The following is a 16,720-nucleotide window of genomic DNA, read 5'->3' as shown; positions in this document are numbered from 1 at the left end:
TCAAAAATAGTCAAATTTCTATACTCTCATTATAACAGGATTGGGGTGTAAAGCAAGTAAAAAGATTGCAGCTTTGAGAAGTTGTTACAATAAAAATCTTTGTGAATTAGGACTATAAAAAAATCCTATTTGTGAGACAAAAAGGATTTTGGTTAGACATGCAGGGACAATCCCAGCTTGTTTTAGATTAGTAGAGAAGTTCGTAAATCTCCATTGCAATCAAGTCAATGCTGTCAAAAGTATAAGTTTCGCGAGCTTCTACATCACGAAGGGTAAAGATTGATCCATTTTCTTCGTCGTGGCTGTATGCAACTTCTGCAACAACAACTCCTTCGCGTTCAAAATTACGTTTTAAATTTCCGCCATCTTTTGCCATTGCTTCAAGGCGGTTGATGATTCTAACCAAATGTGATTCCATTTTGATTCTCCTTCATTTCTTATCGTTACTATTTTACCATAAAGGAGGCCAACTTGACTAGAAAAAACTAAGATTTCTCGCTAATTCTACCAGCTTAAAGTTTTTTTGAACAAATCAAATAAAAAGTTTGAATTTTAATTCAATACATGTTATAATCATACAGTATTCTATTTTAGAAAGCAGTGTGACTATGAATTTTTCTTTTTTACCTAAGTATTTACCTTATTTTAACTATGGAGCTGTCGTGACGGTTCTCATTTCTATCTGTGTTGTCTTTTTGGGAACCATTTTGGGTGTTGTCTTGGCTTTTGGGCAACGTTCAAAGTTTAAACCGCTTGTTTGGCTGGCCAACTTGTACGTTTGGATTTTCCGTGGGACACCGATGATGGTTCAGATTATGATTGCCTTTGCTCTTATGCATATCAATGCTCCGACTATTCAGGTTGGAATTTTGGGTGTTGACCTTTCTCGTCTGATTCCAGGGATTTTGATTATCTCTATGAACAGTGGTGCTTATGTTTCTGAGACTGTTCGTGCTGGGATTAATGCAGTTCCTAAGGGTCAGTTAGAGGCGGCCTATTCTTTAGGGATTCGTCCTAAAAATGCGATGCGCTATGTGATTTTGCCACAAGCTATCAAAAATATTTTGCCAGCATTGGGAAACGAATTTATCACTATTATCAAGGACAGCTCCCTCTTATCAGCTATCGGTGTCATGGAGTTGTGGAATGGGGCTACAACAGTTTCTACAACAACCTATCTACCTCTGACTCCACTTTTATTTGCAGCCTTTTACTACTTGATTATGACTTCTATTTTGACAGTAGCCTTGAAAGCTTTTGAAAAACGTATGGGACAAGGAGATAAGAAATAATGACAGAAACCTTGATAAAAATTGAAAATTTACATAAATCATTTGGAAAGAATGAAGTATTGAAGGGCATCAACCTCGAGATTAAAAGAGGAGAAGTTGTCGTTATCATCGGTCCTTCAGGGAGCGGGAAATCTACCTTGCTTCGCTCTATGAATTTGTTGGAAGAAGCAACCAAAGGGAAGGTTATCTTTGAGGGAGTCGATATTACGGACAAGAAGAATGACCTCTTTGCCATGCGTGAGAAGATGGGGATGGTTTTCCAACAATTTAATCTCTTTCCTAATATGACTGTGATGGAAAATATCACCTTGTCACCTATCAAGACCAAAGGTGAGAGCAAGGCTGTTGCTGAGAAGAGAGCCCAAGAGCTTTTGGAAAAAGTTGGTTTACCAGATAAGGCAGATGCTTATCCACAGAGTTTGTCAGGTGGCCAGCAACAACGGATTGCCATCGCGCGTGGGTTGGCCATGGAACCTGATGTTTTGCTCTTTGACGAGCCGACTTCAGCTCTGGACCCTGAGATGGTTGGAGAAGTTCTAGCTGTTATGCAAGACCTTGCCAAGTCAGGAATGACCATGGTTATCGTAACACATGAGATGGGATTTGCCCGTGAGGTGGCAGATCGTGTCATCTTTATGGCAGACGGTGTGGTTGTTGAAGATGGGACACCTGAGCAGATTTTTGAGCAAACCCAAGAACAACGGACTAAGGACTTCTTGAGTAAGGTTTTATGATCTATTTTAAAATTTCAAGACAAGATTAGTGAAAAGCTCAACCAGAGCTTTTTCTTATAGTTTGAAACTATAGGATTGCCTAGGAAAGAAGTGTTAGAGGGTACTAGCAGTTTTTGGTATAATGGAAAATATTGAAAGAAAAGAGAAGTGATATGACACAGATTATTGATGGGAAGGCTCTAGCAGCTAAGTTACAAGGACAGCTAGCTGAAAAGACTGCAAAATTAAAGGAAGAAACAGGTCTAGTGCCTGGTTTGGTAGTGATTTTGGTTGGGGATAATCCAGCCAGCCAAGTCTACGTTCGCAACAAGGAGAGGTCAGCCCTTGCGGCTGGTTTCCGTAGCGAAGTAGTGCGAGTTCCAGAGACCATTACTCAAGAGGACTTGCTAGACCTGATTGCCAAATACAATCAAGATCCAGCTTGGCATGGGATTTTGGTCCAGTTGCCCTTACCAAAACACATTGATGAAGAGGCGATTCTATTGGCTATTGACCCAGAAAAGGATGTGGATGGTTTCCATCCTCTAAATATGGGACGCCTTTGGTCTGGACATCCAGTTATGATTCCATCAACACCTGCAGGGATTATGGAAATGTTCCATGAATATGGGATTGACTTGGAAGGTAAAAATGCGGTCGTCATCGGTCGCTCCAATATCGTTGGAAAGCCCATGGCCCAGCTTCTTTTGGCCAAAAATGCGACAGTAACTTTGACCCACTCACGCACCCATAATCTCGCTAAGGTGGCTGCTAAAGCAGATATTCTGGTTGTTGCAATCGGTCGTGCCAAGTTTGTGACTGCTGACTTTGTCAAACCAGGTGCAGTAGTCATTGACGTTGGGATGAATCGTGATGAAAATGGTAAGCTCTGTGGGGATGTGGATTATGAGGCAGTTGCCCCACTTGCTAGCCATATTACGCCAGTTCCTGGAGGTGTCGGTCCTATGACCATTACCATGCTAATGGAGCAAACCTATCAGGCAGCACTTCGGACATTGGATAGCAAATAAAAGAAACATTCGCTGAAGAGAGTGTATTTTCTATAGCTATATCTAGAATGGCATACAAAAACTATTAAATTGTCAAAATAAGATTACAAACACCATTTGTCAAGTCAAGTGCAATAAAGTTGTTCCTCTGATTAGGTGAGTATCTTTCAAGCTGTTTGAGTTACCTCAAGCAGCTTTTTTGCGGATTGCTAGCCTTTGTATAGTCCTCTAAAAGATTATGATTTTGTTCTTTTAGTGAGGATCCCTTTGGAATGAACTCTCTTAATAATCCATTGAAATTCTCATTTCTACCTCGTTCATAAGACGAATAGGCTTGTGCAAAATAAACACCTAGTCCCTCTATCTCACTCAATCTACCGAGATCAGAATAGAAGGGTCTCCTACTGTCTTTCTACCCAGAACAGAATTAATTTCCCAATCTCCAAAATGGGAAGGATTAGTCATTTCTTCTGGTCTTTCTTTGATAGCCTTTTCCAGTTGTTTCTTGGTAGAGGGAAGCTTCTTAAATTTCTTACGGATCCGCACTGCTCTTAGTAAATCAATGACCTTAATCACTATCAAATCTTGATGGATATAGTTATAGAGCATCTTGGTTGAAGGAACAACTGCATCTCCATGTTGTAGTCTATAGATATGAACAAAGGTATTCACGTTATATACCCTTGGCTTCCAATCATTGTTTCTGTAAATTATCTCAGAAACTCTTCCTATACAAATCCAGTTTCAGACAATGGCGTCTCTAGCATGACGATAAGGGGTTGGACAGCTTCTGCATAATAGGATTGGTAATAGACCTTCTGTCCATTTACTTTTTTCACTTGTGTTATGAAGCTACGATTCATTTCATGAGTAATAGTAGAGGATTTCTCCCCAATCGACGAGCAATCTCAGCAGATTTGAGTTCTATGCTTCAATTTCTCCTCGATTAGCTTCAAATAAGAGCTTGTATGATTGGTTTGTAGTAGAATAATTTGTGAACATGTCTTTTGTCTTGCACTTTATTTTACAGCAGGGCATATAAAAATAATATAAAAAGGATTGCATTTTATTTGGATCTAAAGTAAAATATATGCTATATCATATAGTTTTTTGAATATAAATAATGCTGGAGCAATTGATGAAAGTACAAAAATTACAGAAAAAATACTCATTCCGAACATTTAAAGGAATTGGGTTAGCTAGTGCAGTAGTCGGAATGTTTTTTGCAAATCAAGCAGTATATGCAGATGTAACTTCGGGCGATAAGAGTGAAACGACTGTTTATGATACTGATTCGCTTAAAATACCTACTAGTGCAAAAACAACTTTTACAGATGATCAAAATCCTACTAAAAAAGTGACCGTAGATGCTGTCATTGGAGAGTTTAGGGATAGGGATGAAAATGGTTTACGTAAAGTAAAAGAATATAATCCATATAGATATGATGGAATTGATACTATTTCTTATTCAAAAAGAAATACAGTAAATCATTTGTTGAATTCTGATCATTCACAATTAACAAAACCGACTGTTGAAGTAGTCGGAGGTGGAAGGATTGAAACAAAGTATGTAAAAGAAGGAATTGCCTATGATACGGATGGTAAAGCTTATCGTGAGTCAATTGAAGATAATGATGTCTATGGCGTTGTAGTTACAAAGGATATTGAGGTTAATGGACTACCATATAACTCGGTAGATACTAAAATTATCAAATCTGGGGGTAAAATTTATAGCCCAACACAATTTAATGATATAAAAGTTCCAGTTTCTCCAGAAGATATGCATTATAAATGGGGGGGAGTTAATTATACAAACGTTACTTCTAATGTTTACATAGTAGAAGAAACTTCAGATGGACATTACGGAAAATTTGTAAAAGCTTCAAACATTACCACTGATCAAGAAGCAGTCCTTGCATGGAAAAAGGGGCAAGCAACTGCTAAAGATTTCATAAAAGCGAATGTGACCCTTCAACCAGGAGATACCAATTTTCAACCAGGGGAAACCATTTTTCAACCAGGGGATACCATTCTTGTAATAGATCGAGATACCTATGCTAAAGGAGATGGAAGGAAAACAGTTCTTAGAACGGATTTTGTAAGGGAAAAGGTCGCAACTAGTCCAGAAAATAATTCTGAAAATAATACTAATACTGAAGCTAAATATACTGATTGGAAGAAAGTTTCTTCTGTGGAAGAGTCTAGGGAAAATTATGTGTATGCGAATAAAGGTGTTGTGACGATATCGGATGATTTACAAAAAGTTAAAGTTGTTCATACAAGTACAACAACAGAAGAAGACGAGTATATAAAACGTGAATGGACAACAACTTTGGAAACGGATTATGTGATACATGAAGCTATCACTCCAATTCGTGCCTATAAGGTTAGGGGTGGTGATAACAAGGGTATTGTTAATCGTTATTATGAACCTAAATTTGCTATTGTTACTCATAATGAACCGAAACCTATTTATCAAGCACCTGAAAAGCCTATATCGGAGATACCGAAAGAATCACCTAAAAATGAATTGCCTGAATTTACTGGAGGTGTAGTAAGTGACATTCCACCCGTACTTGAAATACCAGAGTATACAGGAGGTGTAGTAAGTGACATTCCACCAGTACTTGATGTACCAGAGTATACAGGAGGTGCAGTAAGTGACATTCCACCAGTACTTGATATACCAGAATATCCTGAGGATAAGGAGGATACTAAATTAATCATACCTCCAATCTACACAAAACTAACATTAATCATTACAAAATGGGTGGACGAAACTGGTACTCCATTAAAATCAGCAGATGTAAAAGCACCTGTTGAATTAGGTCAACCAAATGAAGCCTTTGAGCATGGAATGATTGAAGGATATGAATATGTTGAAACGATCAGAAACCAAGAAGGGGACGTTGTTACACATGTATTCAGAAAATTAAACTCTGAACCTAAATCTGAGCCTAAACCAGCTCCTACACCTACTCCTCAACCAGAACCGAAACCAGCTCCTACACCTACCCCTCAACGAAACGAAGAGTTAGAAATACCTAAAGTTTCGAATAAACCAGTACCATCAACTGACCATTCGGGTGGGAATACTTATCCAGCTCCAGCCATGGAAGTATCTCAATTGCCAAACACAGGTACTGAGTCAAATGTAGCCTTAGCAGCATTTGGATTTGTGGGAATTTTGACTGGATTCAGTCTTGTTCTACGTAAGAAGGATAGTGAATAATAGTTGCTCAAACGATTGAAGCAGTTAAGTTTTTTATCAACTGTAGTCGGTTGGTGCTAACCAAAATTTGGAGAGGATAATCGCTGTCTTCTCCATTTTTATGTTAAGAGGGATAAAACTATCAAATCATTTGTAGGAAAACTTTAATTTTCTATACTTTAGAAGTCGGTCTATTTTCCAAGCTGTTTCGTGAAATATGGTCATCCTCAGCTTCACCTGCCTATCCGGGACCCTGTCGTCAAACCTATCCAGAGAGTGCCTGTGCCCACAGACCAAAAGAACTGCTTTTAGTCTAGAAATTCTATGTGATTTTTAACAGCTCTTATGGATGAATAAGAGATATATTATTTGAGTTAAGAAGTTTACAAATATTATAATGGAATGTATAAGATTATAAAAAGGAGGTCTGCGCCTCCTTTTTGTTGTATAATAAAAGCGAGAGGAAAAAAGGATGAAAGTGATTGATCAAACCTTACTAGAAAAAGTCATTATTGAACGTTCTCGTACCAGTCATAAAGGAGACTATGGCCGTCTGCTGTTGCTTGGTGGGACTTATCCTTATGGTGGTGCCATTATCATGGCTACTTTAGCAGCTGTAAAAAGCGGTGCAGGATTGGTAACTATTGGAACAGATAGAGAAAATATCCCTGCTCTACACAGCCATTTGCCTGAGGCTATGGCCTTTTCTCTGCAAGACCAGCAATTGTTAAAAGAGCAGTTGGAGAAGGCAGAAGTTGTCTTGATGGGCCCTGGTTTACGAGACGATACTTTTGGAGAAAATCTAGTAAAACAAGTCTTTGTTAATTTAAGACAGAATCAGATTTTGATTGTAGACGGAGGTGCTTTGACTATTCTTGCCAGAACAAGATTGTCATTTCCTTCCAGTCAGCTTATCCTAACTCCCCACCAAAAGGAGTGGGAAAAACTGTCTGGAATTGCTATTGAAAAGCAAAACGAAGATGCAACGGCTAGTGCCCTAACTTCCTTCCCTCAAGGAACAATTTTGGTGGAGAAAGGTCCAGCTACTCGTATTTGGCAAGCTGGCCAATCTGATTATTACCAGTTACAGGTTGGCGGTCCCTATCAGGCGACTGGGGGAATGGGAGATACGCTTGCTGGGATGATTGCAGGATTTGCAGGCCAATTCCGACAGGCCAGTCTCTACGAACGTGTGACAGTAGCGACCCATCTTCATTCAGCCATAGCCAAAGAATTATCTCAAGAAAATTATGTGGTTTTGCCGACGGAAATCAGCAATTATCTTCCCAAAATAATGAAAATTATTTGTCAAAAAGAGAGGGTAAGCAAAGATAAACTTGTTTAAAATAGATAGATAAACCTACTTCCTTCTCTTAATTTATGATTCTTGAAATGCGCCTGCTTTAATGCTAAACTAGACGTATCAAAGTTAAGGTCTTGTTTTTGGAACTGGAAAGAGATGAACAAAGCAAATACATAAAAGATAAACTCATTTTTATTCGTTTGATAAAAAGAAAATGCATATTTTTAAAGAAAGATTGATGAAAAATGTAAATTTGATCTTTTTACTTGAATAAAAAGCGGTTTCATAGTAGAATAAGAACTGAGAATGATGGAGGTAAATCGGTGGAAAACCTGAAGAAAATGGCAGGTATCAAGGCTGCTGAATTTGTCAATGATGGCATGGTTGTCGGACTGGGAACGGGTTCTACTGCCTATTATTTTGTCGAAGAAATTGGTCGTCGTATCAAGGAAGAAGGGTTGCAGATTACAGCTGTAACGACTTCTAGTGTGACTAGTAAACAGGCTGAAGGGCTTAATATCCCGCTCAAGTCTATTGACCAAGTAGACTTTGTCGATGTGACAGTAGACGGGGCGGATGAAGTGGATAGTCAGTTTAATGGAATCAAAGGTGGTGGTGGTGCCCTTCTGATGGAGAAGGTTGTGGCAACGCCCTCAAAAGAATACATTTGGGTGGTGGATGAAAGCAAGCTGGTAGATAAACTAGGTGCTTTTAAATTGCCAGTAGAAGTGGTTCAGTATGGCGCAGAACAGATCTTTCGTCATTTTGAACGAGCTGGCTACAAACCAAGTTTCCGTGAAAAAGACGGCCAACGTTTTGTGACCGATATGCAGAATTTTATCATTGATCTTGCCTTGGATGTCATTGAAGATCCAATTGCTTTCGGACAAGAATTGGACCATATCGTTGGTGTTGTAGAGCACGGCTTATTCAACCAAATGGTGGATAAGGTCATCGTTGCTGGACGAGACGGGGTTCAGATTTTAACTTCAACAAAAGCAAACTAATCAACATAATAAGGAGATACACTATGTCAAAATTTAATCGTATTCACTTGGTGGTACTAGATTCTGTAGGAATCGGTGCTGCACCAGATGCCAATAACTTTGTCAATGCAGGGGTTCCAGATGGAGCTTCTGACACACTGGGACACATTTCAAAAACAGTTGGTTTGAATGTGCCAAACATGGCTAAAATCGGTCTAGGAAATATTCCTCGTGAAACTCCTCTTAAGACTGTAGCAGCCGAAAGCAATCCAACAGGATATGCAACAAAATTGGAAGAAGTATCTCTTGGTAAGGATACGATGACTGGACACTGGGAAATCATGGGACTCAACATTACGGAGCCTTTCGATACTTTCTGGAACGGATTCCCAGAAGAAATCCTGACAAAAATTGAAGAATTTTCAGGACGCAAGGTTATTCGTGAAGCCAACAAACCTTACTCAGGAACAGCTGTTATTGATGATTTTGGGACACGTCAAATGGAAACTGGGGAGTTGATTATCTATACTTCAGCTGACCCAGTTTTGCAGATTGCTGCCCACGAAGACATCATTCCTTTGGATGAACTATACCGTATCTGCGAATACGCTCGTTCGATTACCCTTGAGCGCCCAGCCCTCCTAGGTCGCATCATTGCTCGTCCTTATGTAGGTGAACCAGGTAACTTCACTCGTACAGCAAACCGTCGTGACTTAGCCGTTTCTCCATTTGCACCGACTGTTTTGGATAAATTGAATGAAGCTGGTATCGATACTTATGCTGTTGGTAAAATCAACGACATCTTTAATGGTGCTGGTATCAACCATGACATGGGTCACAACAAGTCAAACAGCCATGGAATTGATACACTATTGAAGACCATGGGACTTGCTGAGTTTGAAAAAGGATTCTCATTCACAAACTTAGTTGACTTTGATGCCCTTTACGGCCACCGTCGTAATGCTCATGGTTACCGTGATTGTTTGCATGAGTTTGATGAACGCTTACCTGAAATTATCGCAGCTATGAGAGAGAACGACCTTCTCTTGATTACTGCGGACCATGGAAATGACCCAACTTATGCAGGAACAGACCACACTCGTGAATATATTCCATTGTTGGCCTATAGCCCTACCTTTAAAGGAAATGGCGTCATTCCAGTCGGACATTTTGCAGATATTTCAGCGACTGTTGCCGATAACTTTGGTGTGGAAACTGCTATGATTGGGGAAAGTTTCTTAGATAAATTGGTATAAGATGACACGCTATGCTTTGCTGGTGAGAGGTATCAATGTTGGTGGTAAGAATAAGGTCGTCATGGCGGAGCTTCGTCAAGAATTGACAGACTTGGGACTGGAAAAGGTTGAAAGCTACATCAACAGTGGTAATATCTTCTTTACTTCGACAGATGCCAAAGCCCGATTGGTTGAAAAGTTAGAGGCTTTCTTTGCAGTCCATTATCCATTTATTCAGAGCTTTTCTTTACTGAGTCAAGAAGACTATGAAGCAGAAGTGGAGAATCTACCAGCTTGGTGGAACGAAGACTTGGCACGAAAAGATGTCCTCTTCTACACGGAGAGTTTGGATGTGGACCAAGTCATCGAGAAAGTAGACAGTTTAAAACTGGAAGATGAAGTTGTTTATTTTGGTAAACTTGGTATTTTCTGGGGAAAATTCTCTGAAGAATCCTACCCTAAGACTGCCTATCACAAGTACTTGCTCAAGATGCCTTTCTATCTCCACATTACCATTCGCAATGCAAAAACCTTTGACAAAATCGGTCAAATGCTAAAAAATAATAATAAAGGAAATACACAATGACATTTTTAGACAAAATCAATGAAACAGCTGCTTTCCTGAAAGACAAGGGAATTCAAGCGCCTGAGTTCGGTCTAATCCTTGGGTCAGGTCTTGGAGAATTGGCAGAAGAAATCGAAAATCCAGTTGTAGTAGACTATGCTGAGATTCCAAACTGGGGCCGCTCTACAGTAGTCGGTCACGCTGGTAAATTGGTGTATGGTGACCTTGCAGGTCGCAAGGTTTTGGCTCTTCAAGGTCGTTTCCATTTCTACGAAGGAAATCCTCTGGAAGTCGTGACTTTCCCAGTACGTGTCATGAAAGTTCTTGAATGTGAAAGTGTCATTGTAACCAATGCAGCTGGTGGTATTGGTTATGGGCCTGGTACTTTGATGGCTATTTCAGACCATATCAATATGACGGGGCAAAATCCATTGATGGGTGAAAACTTGGACGAATTTGGTCCACGTTTCCCTGATATGTCTAAAGCCTACACACCAGAATACCGTGCTACTGCCCATCAAGTGGCTAAAAAACTTGGTATCAAGCTTGATGAAGGTGTCTATATCGGTGTAACTGGTCCGACTTATGAAACACCAGCAGAAATTCGCGCTTATAAGACACTAGGAGCAGATGCAGTTGGTATGTCTACGGTTCCTGAAGTGATCGTGGCAGCCCACTCAGGTTTAAAAGTTCTGGGAATTTCATGTATTACTAACTTTGCGGCTGGTTTCCAAGAAGAACTTAATCACGAAGAAGTTGTGGAAGTAACCGAACGTGTTAAAGGTGACTTTAAAGGCTTGCTTAAAGCGATTCTTGCAGAACTATGAGAAAGAAAAATAAGTAGGAAAGCATTTCTGTAAGCTGGAAGATGAATAAAACAATTAACTTCCATATAGAATTATGATATGAAAAACGAATGAGGTTCCTATACTTTTGCAAACCTCATCAAATCCTTGCTAACCAAATATAAAAATGAAACTGTGACGCTAAAGGAGATTAGCTGATTGGAGAATATTGTTGGTAAAGAGGATGAAAAAATAAAAGAAAGATATATAAATAAATGAGAATTAATCAACGAATTATGCGCTTTGGCATAAAAAAATTAAGTATCGGAGTTGTATCTGTTGCAGTCGGTTTTGCTTTTTTAGCACCGACAGGAATTTCTGCCAATGAAGGAAATCCAGTTGTGAAAAATGAGACTCCTCTAGTAGTAAATGCAATAGATAGTCCCATAAAAGAAAGTACTGATAAAAAACAGGAAATATCTATTACAGAGGAGAAAGCTACAGCTACTCAATCAACTTTAGAGTCAAAAGAAGTTGTTAAAAATCAGAAAGAAAAAGAAGGAGAAGGATTATATAAAAGAGAATCTGCTGTACCTCATGAGGAATTGAAGAAAGAGGAAATTCTAAAGGATGAGCCGAAAAATTCTCGTCCAGTAACAGAGGCAGACTTTGTCAAAATTTCTAAAGGAGAGCTTCATGTGGAGAAGGATCTTGTCGATAATTCTTTATACGGTGGAAAATTTTTAGATCCTGATGGAGATGATGATCATGATGGAATAAAAAATAAGGATGAATTGTATATTTACAATAAAGATGGGAAAGACTACTTAGGATACCATAGCCATCCTTTACTAGCAGATAGTGATGGAGATGGACTAGAAGACGGGGAAGATGATAACAAGAAACAATGGTATGTCACAGATCGTGATTCCCTCCTTTTTATGGAGTTGGCTTATCGTGATGATGATTACATTGAAAAAATTTTAGATCATAAAAATCCTTTTCCAAGTCTTTACCTTGATCGTCAAGAATATAAAATGATGCACAATGAACTTGCACCATTTTGGAAGATGAAAAAGGCTTATCATACAGCAAGTGGCTTGGATGCTTTTTTATTTGAAACTAAGAGTGATCTTCCTTATTTAAAAGACAATACTGTTCAAATGTTGGCTATACGTGGAACAAGACGGAATGATGCGAAGGATTTAAGTACAGATTTGGTTTTATTTGGTGGAAATAAACCTGCACAAGCGGATGATATCCGTAATGTTGTAAAAGAACTGTCGCAGGATTCCAGCATTACAAATCTGTATATGACAGGCCATTCGCTAGGAGGCTACTTAGCTCAAATAGCAGCAGTTGAAGCTTATCAGAAATATCCTACTTTTTATAATAATGTTTTGAAAAAAGTTACGACATTTAGCGCTCCTAAAGTAATTACTTCTCGAACTATTTGGAATGCAAAAAATGGTTTCTGGGATGTAGGGTTAGAAAGTCGTAAGTTAGCTCTATCTGGTAAAATAAAACATTATGTGGTCGATAATGATAATGTTGTGACATCATTGATTCGTAATGATAATGATATTGTAACTTTTACAGGTAACTCTAGTTTCAAGCACCGTTCGCGTGGTTATTTTGAAAGTAGAATGAATGCTATCCCGAATTTTAATATTGGAAAACGTGATACGCTTGATAAACAGGGATATCGTGATCAAAAATTGGACAAAGTTTATTTCTTTAAGAAACAACAAGTCCCTCTGTCGTCTAGTCAACCAAGCGCTGAACCTCTTGAAAATATAGCTCTAGGGAAACGAGTAACTCAAAGTTCGACAGCTTTTGGAGGAGATGCTAGAAGAGCAGTTGATGGGAAATTAGATGGAAATTACGGGCATAATTCTGTCACTCATACAGATTTTCAATCAAAACCTTGGTGGCAAGTCGATTTAGATAAGGAAGAAACGATTCGCCAGATTAATATTTACAATCGAACAGATGCTGCTCAAGATAGACTGACTAATTTTAATGTGATTCTTTTGGATAGTTCTGGAAAAGAAATTGAAAGAAAGCGTATTGCATACTTACGAGATAGTTCCGCTCAGATTTCAATTGATTATAAGAAAGCTCGTTTTGTACGCATTGAGTTAGATGGATATAACGCTCTCAGTCTTGCAGAAGTTCAGGTTTTCCGTGCTGAGAATATCGCATGGAAAAAACAAGCGCGCCAAAGCTCTACCGAATTTGGAGGAGATGCTAGTCGTGCTCTAGATGGTAATACCAATAGTAGTTATAGTCAACAATCTATCACTCATACTAAGTTTGAAAATCAACCTTGGTGGGAAGTTGATTTAGGTCGTACAGAACAGGTAGGACTTGTTCGCCTTCATAATCGTGGGGATGGAGAACTTTCTAAACGTCTCTCAGACTTTGATGTTATTTTATATGATGAAAAAGGGACAGAAGTTGCTAGACAATATGTTTCTCGTTTAGAAGGAAGCAGTCTAGATATCCAGTTGAATGGTAAATTAGGTCGCCGTGTTCGCATTCAATTGCGTCAAAAAAATCAAGCTCTCAGCCTTGCAGAAGTAGAAGTTTTTCGATTTGTAGCTAAAAATAATGTAACTACGCAAGCTTCTAAGCCTGTACAACTGTTAAACTACACTCCTGTAAAAGATAAAACCCTAACTATTCAACATAGTGGTGCTTATATTGCACGTTATTCAATATATTGGGAAGAAGTTACAGTAGATAAAGATGGTAATTCAGTTGTTCGGAGTCATTCTTGGGAAGGGAATGGACGCAATCAGACCGCAGGTTCTATCCTCAATCTCCCAATTAAGTCTAATATGCGCAATCTGCGAATTAAGATTGAGAAAAAGACAGGTCTACTATGGAATAGATGGCAAACAATCTATGAAAACAGACCTCTCCTGGCACAGCCACATCGAAAAATCACTCATTGGGGTACGACTTTGAATTCCAAGGTGAGTGACGATGATGTCTTGTAATCTGACGATACAATGACAGTTATATTTGTCTAGTTTATAAGAAAGCACTAGCTGATCTTGAACAGAACTCAGGTAGTTCTCTGAGAGAGAACAAAATTAAACAGAAAGGTAGAGTGTGTGTTTTGATTTGAACACGAGCGGAAATTCGTACCTATAAGATGCTTGGAACAGATGTGGTCGAATGTCAACTGCTCCTGAAGTTATTGTTGTAGCCTACTCAGGTTTGAAACTTCTAGGAAGTTTATGCATTGCTAACTATACTACTGGTTTCAAAGAAGAGATTAACCACGAAGAGATTATAGAAGTGACTGAGTGTGTTAAAGGTGATTTTAAAGGCTTACTTAAAGCCGTTTTTGCTGAATTATTACTATGTTAAAAGAATTGAGGAGTATTTTTCAGAAAATCCCTTATAATCTTAAATTATTCCTAGCAGTCATTTTGCAAGGAATAGTTTCAGGTTTATCTGGTATTTTTCTACATTATCTTTTAAAGATGATAGAGGGGATAGCTTTTGGTCAATCAGAGCATCAAACTGTATTCTTGACAGATGGAGTTTCCTCATCGCGGATAGGATTAAGTTTAATAATCGTGGGTGTCAGCTCATCCTTGGTCTGGTATTTCTTGCAAAAAAAATCACAGATTTTTTCCATTAAAGCACAGATGAAGGATGAGATTTCACAATACAAACTTCATTTTTTAAAACAGCTATTTCATTCAATTTGGCAAATTATTGCAGTTGGAGGGGGAGCACCTATTGGTAAAGAAGCTGCGCCACGAGAGATTGGGACTCTATTTGCAGGACCAATTGGAAAAATATGTTCTCTCTCTAAGAAGGATCAAATCTTTCTCCTTGCTTGTGGTGCTGGTGCTGGTTTAGCAGCTGTCTATCAGGTTCCATTAACAAGTGTCTTCTTTGTTTTTGAAACTCTAGGAATTGCTCTATCTATTAAACGATTTGTCTTAGTCGGTTTGACTACCTATGTGTCAACCTATACAGCAGGCTTGGTTATTTCAGATCATGCTCTCTATCAGATTCCAGCCATTGCATGGTCATTAAAGGAAACGTGGATTATTCCCTTATTACTTCTTTTCTTAACCCCACTAGCTTGGTTTTTTGGTCGCTTAAGTAAGGTAGCGTCTTCAAACAGAATAAAAGATAAACGAATACTTCTCACATTGCCTACAGCTTTTCTTTTTCTTGCTGGGTTGGCAAGTTATTTTCCACATCTACTTGGAAATGGACGTATGATGGCTCAGGAAGTATTGAATACTAGCAATGGTCAAACAGTGCTTCTCATGTTTTTCCTAAAAGCAGTGGTCGTTCTTATTACTCTTTGGGCAGGGGCCTATGGTGGTATCCTTACGCCATCTTTTGCCTTGGGGATGGCTGGAGCTGGTCTCTTGGGTATGATTCTAGGTTTAGACAGTCAGCCAAGCATTTTGCTTTTGGGATCGGTTTGCTTTTTGTCTGTGACCTTGAGGGCGCCCATTTCTGCAACTGGATTAGTTATAGGTTTCACTGGGCTAGGTATAGATTCTCTTCCGTATCTATTAGTAACGGCTGTTTTAGCCTATAAATTTGCAGAAATATTAGACCGTTTTCCTTGGGCTAACATACTGTGTCAGAAGTCAAAGAATAGAGTAATAAGATAGAGAACGACCGTTTCTTCTAATCAAGGATTTATCTAAAAAGATTAAAAACTATTGTCAATTTATCCATAACTGTTTGAAATAAAAAAGAAGTAGGCTTATCGGAGTCATGATTGAATCTGATTTTTCCTAGCTACGAAATAAAAAAGTAAAAAGAAAGTTAGAGCGTGTGTTTTGATTTGAACACGGGTGGAAAACTTTTCTAAACACTTAGAAAGGTAAACTATAGAAATGAAAGTGCATTTTATACTACATGAGAGTTTTGAAATCCCAGGTGCTTATCTAACTTGGGCTCAATCAAGAGGTCATGACATTGGAATAACAAAGGTTTATAAGGAAGAAGCTTTACCCCAAACAGTTTCTGATATTGATTTTCTTATCATTATGGGAGGTCCGCAATCTCCTGATGAAGATAAAGAACATTTCCCTTATTATCATCCAAAAGAAGAAATTAGGCTTATTCGACAGGCAATAGAAGAAGATAAATATATTGTAGGTGTATGTTTGGGGGCGCAACTACTGTCTGTAGCTTATGGGGGACAATATGAGCATAGTCCTGAAAGAGAAATAGGTGTATTCCCTATTAGGATGACTAGTCAAGGACTAGCAGATAAACACCTCAAACATTTTGGTAGCGAGCTTTTAGTTGGTCACTGGCATGGTGATATGCCGGGATTGACAGACGAAGCGGTAATCCTTGCTACCAGTCAAGGTTGTCCCCGACAGATTGTTCGCTTTAGTCCTAAACATTATGCTTTCCAAGTGCATTTAGAGTTTGATTTAGAAGCGATTGATTTATTGATTGCTGCAGATAGTGAAGAACGATTGATAGAACAACATCAAACATTACCTTTTGTTCAATCACCTGAAGAATTACGTGGTAACGATTATTCTGAAATGAATGAAAAATTGCATAATTTTTTAGATTCGCTTACAAACTAAAAACAAGAAAGGTAGGGCAGTTC

Annotated in this window: 14 protein-coding genes and 2 pseudogenes; 13 read left to right on the top strand and 3 right to left on the bottom strand. The window is 38.6% G+C overall.

Annotation, left to right across the window (positions count from 1 at the left end):
* Positions 1 to 187: 187 nt before the first annotated feature.
* On the bottom strand, positions 188 to 418 hold the full coding sequence (locus tag SMIDD28_RS04935) for a DUF1797 family protein (RefSeq protein WP_000443570.1): 231 nt from the start codon (positions 416 to 418) through the stop codon (positions 188 to 190).
* Positions 419 to 608: 190 nt separating this feature from the next.
* On the opposite strand from SMIDD28_RS04935, the gene SMIDD28_RS04930 reads away from it, so the two are divergent.
* The 3 genes from SMIDD28_RS04930 (at position 609) to SMIDD28_RS04920 (ending at position 3,036) form a co-directional block, all read left to right on the top strand.
* Positions 609 to 1,292, top strand: coding sequence for an amino acid ABC transporter permease (locus tag SMIDD28_RS04930; protein WP_001011642.1), 684 nt, complete (start codon positions 609 to 611; stop codon positions 1,290 to 1,292).
* Positions 1,292 to 2,026, top strand: coding sequence for an amino acid ABC transporter ATP-binding protein (locus SMIDD28_RS04925; protein WP_000140954.1), 735 nt, complete (start codon positions 1,292 to 1,294; stop codon positions 2,024 to 2,026). Before SMIDD28_RS04930 ends, SMIDD28_RS04925 begins: the two co-directional genes overlap by 1 nt.
* A gap of 152 nt (positions 2,027 to 2,178) precedes the next feature.
* Positions 2,179 to 3,036, top strand: a complete 858-nt coding sequence (locus tag SMIDD28_RS04920; protein WP_061425128.1) for a bifunctional methylenetetrahydrofolate dehydrogenase/methenyltetrahydrofolate cyclohydrolase — start codon at positions 2,179 to 2,181, stop codon at positions 3,034 to 3,036.
* A gap of 146 nt (positions 3,037 to 3,182) precedes the next feature.
* Here SMIDD28_RS04920 and SMIDD28_RS12165 read toward each other — a convergent pair.
* Positions 3,183 to 3,364: pseudogene (locus tag SMIDD28_RS12165) on the bottom strand (IS30 family transposase); the annotation flags it as partial.
* A gap of 20 nt (positions 3,365 to 3,384) precedes the next feature.
* On the bottom strand, positions 3,385 to 3,687 hold the full coding sequence (locus SMIDD28_RS12160; protein ID WP_231075141.1) for a hypothetical protein: 303 nt from the start codon (positions 3,685 to 3,687) through the stop codon (positions 3,385 to 3,387).
* Between the two features lie 466 nt (positions 3,688 to 4,153).
* On the opposite strand from SMIDD28_RS12160, the gene SMIDD28_RS04910 reads away from it, so the two are divergent.
* The 10 genes and pseudogenes from SMIDD28_RS04910 to SMIDD28_RS04855 all read left to right on the top strand — a co-directional run bounded on the left by SMIDD28_RS04910 (position 4,154) and on the right by SMIDD28_RS04855 (position 16,697).
* Positions 4,154 to 6,247 (top strand): SIALI-17 repeat-containing surface protein, encoded by a 2,094-nt coding sequence (locus tag SMIDD28_RS04910; protein WP_061425126.1) that lies wholly within the window; start codon positions 4,154 to 4,156, stop codon positions 6,245 to 6,247.
* A gap of 451 nt (positions 6,248 to 6,698) precedes the next feature.
* The gene (locus SMIDD28_RS04905) at positions 6,699 to 7,571 is read left to right on the top strand and encodes an NAD(P)H-hydrate dehydratase (RefSeq protein WP_061425124.1); all 873 of its coding nucleotides are present in this window, start codon (positions 6,699 to 6,701) and stop codon (positions 7,569 to 7,571) included.
* Between the two features lie 281 nt (positions 7,572 to 7,852).
* Positions 7,853 to 8,536 carry a ribose-5-phosphate isomerase RpiA gene (gene rpiA / locus SMIDD28_RS04900; protein WP_061425122.1) on the top strand — a complete coding sequence of 228 codons (684 nt, stop codon included), beginning with the start codon at positions 7,853 to 7,855 and terminating at the stop codon, positions 8,534 to 8,536.
* A gap of 23 nt (positions 8,537 to 8,559) precedes the next feature.
* Positions 8,560 to 9,771: a phosphopentomutase gene (locus SMIDD28_RS04895; protein ID WP_061425120.1), complete on the top strand. Its 1,212-nt coding sequence runs from the start codon at positions 8,560 to 8,562 to the stop codon at positions 9,769 to 9,771.
* A gap of 1 nt (position 9,772) precedes the next feature.
* The gene (locus SMIDD28_RS04890; RefSeq protein WP_061425119.1) at positions 9,773 to 10,336 is read left to right on the top strand and encodes a DUF1697 domain-containing protein; all 564 of its coding nucleotides are present in this window, start codon (positions 9,773 to 9,775) and stop codon (positions 10,334 to 10,336) included.
* Positions 10,333 to 11,142, top strand: a complete 810-nt coding sequence (locus SMIDD28_RS04885) for a purine-nucleoside phosphorylase (protein WP_061425117.1) — start codon at positions 10,333 to 10,335, stop codon at positions 11,140 to 11,142. Before SMIDD28_RS04890 ends, SMIDD28_RS04885 begins: the two co-directional genes overlap by 4 nt.
* 233 nt (positions 11,143 to 11,375) lie before the next feature.
* The gene (locus tag SMIDD28_RS12155; protein WP_081103218.1) at positions 11,376 to 14,105 is read left to right on the top strand and encodes a galactose-binding domain-containing protein; all 2,730 of its coding nucleotides are present in this window, start codon (positions 11,376 to 11,378) and stop codon (positions 14,103 to 14,105) included.
* A 131-nt stretch (positions 14,106 to 14,236) separates the two neighbouring features.
* Positions 14,237 to 14,481: pseudogene (locus SMIDD28_RS04865) on the top strand (purine-nucleoside phosphorylase); the annotation flags it as partial.
* Positions 14,475 to 15,758 carry a chloride channel protein gene (locus SMIDD28_RS04860; RefSeq protein ID WP_061425113.1) on the top strand — a complete coding sequence of 428 codons (1,284 nt, stop codon included), beginning with the start codon at positions 14,475 to 14,477 and terminating at the stop codon, positions 15,756 to 15,758. The pseudogene SMIDD28_RS04865 and the gene SMIDD28_RS04860, both read left to right, overlap by 7 nt.
* 228 nt (positions 15,759 to 15,986) lie before the next feature.
* Positions 15,987 to 16,697, top strand: a complete 711-nt coding sequence (locus SMIDD28_RS04855) for a type 1 glutamine amidotransferase (protein ID WP_061425112.1) — start codon at positions 15,987 to 15,989, stop codon at positions 16,695 to 16,697.
* The last annotated feature ends 23 nt before the right edge of the window (positions 16,698 to 16,720 follow it).

Source organism: Streptococcus mitis, assembly GCF_001579045.1.
In the GTDB taxonomy this organism is placed as follows: Bacteria; Bacillota; Bacilli; order Lactobacillales; family Streptococcaceae; genus Streptococcus; species Streptococcus mitis_D.
Note: the sequence above shows the minus strand (reverse complement) of the source record. Positions and strands in the feature narration are given on the sequence as shown.